Raw genomic sequence first — 1,062 nt, 5'->3', positions numbered from 1 at the left:
GAAGCTCGGACCGGACCCGGGCACGCGCTACACCAGGGTCGACGTGCCGAAGCTGGACGGTATGACCTGCGCCAAGGGCGAGGGCGGCTTCCACTTCGGGAGCGACCTGGACATGAACGTCTTCGGCGTCGACGGCCTGCCCGCGCCCGCGGGGGCGGACGGCGACGACCACACCGACGCGTCGTGCTTCGGCAACCCGCGCCTTCGGCTCAGCAGCGGCGCCCACACCGCGACGGTGCCCCACTTCACGGCCCGCACCAAGCTGTTCGCCGCGGTCGCCGACCCCAGGGCCGCGCTGGAGGAGTCCTTCGAGCACACGATGAAGCTGAGCGCGGGCTACGGCCGTGAGCGCGTCGGCGAGGCGCGGCTGTTCACCACCCGCGCCCTGGTGGTGAAGTGCCAGCACAACGTCGCCGCGACGTTCCCGATGACCACCTGCTTCTGGGCGAACTACGGCGCGGTCGGTTCGATCGACTTCTTCCCCGCCGGCGGCGAGCACCTCCCGCTGGACCAGGCCGCCGCCCGCACCCAGGCGGTCGCGGCCTCCGCCCTCGCCGCCCCCGGCGGCGGCGCGTCGGCAGGCCCCGCCTCGCCGTCCTCCTCGCCCCGCCCCTGACCCCCTCGGCGCCGTCCGGTCGCCCGGTCGCCCTCCGCCGGCTGCTCGCCCAGGCGGCCGGGCAGCCGGCAGCCGGCGGCGGGCGGCGGGCGGCCGAGCAGCCGGGCGGACGAGAAACACGCCGCCCGCGCGGGGGAAGAGGGCCGCCACGGGGCAGGAGACCCGTGTGGACGATGCGGAAGCCGCCCGGAGCGGCGGATCGACGCAAGGGCTGCGGGAGCGGCTGGGAGCCGAGCTGTTCGCGCGGGTGGCCGGCCCGGACGGTCCCGCCGTGCGACAGCGCATACACGGGCGGCCCGGACCACGCTGGTTCGGCCCGGAACGGCCGATCCGCACCGTCCACGGCGACGCGGCCATGTTCGTCGGCGGGCTGCGCGCACTGCTCCTGCAGTCCCTCCACCCGCTGGCCATGGCGGCCGTCGCCGCCCACTCCGGCTTCCGCAGCG

The 1,062-nt window shown here is 76.4% G+C and carries 2 protein-coding genes; both read left to right on the top strand.

The window, feature by feature from the left end; all coding sequences use genetic code 11:
• Positions 1 to 616: hypothetical protein (locus MCM47_RS41405; RefSeq protein WP_238951909.1), on the top strand; the 616-nt coding region annotated here is incomplete at its 5' end.
• A 166-nt stretch (positions 617 to 782) separates the two neighbouring features.
• A partial coding sequence (locus tag MCM47_RS41400; protein ID WP_238951908.1) for an oxygenase MpaB family protein occupies positions 783 to 1,062 on the top strand: 280 nt, incomplete at its 3' end.

The sequence above is a fragment of the Kitasatospora sp. A2-31 genome, assembly GCF_022288725.1.
In the GTDB taxonomy this organism is placed as follows: Bacteria; Actinomycetota; Actinomycetes; order Streptomycetales; family Streptomycetaceae; genus Kitasatospora.
This window is presented reverse-complemented; position numbering and strand designations above follow the sequence as displayed.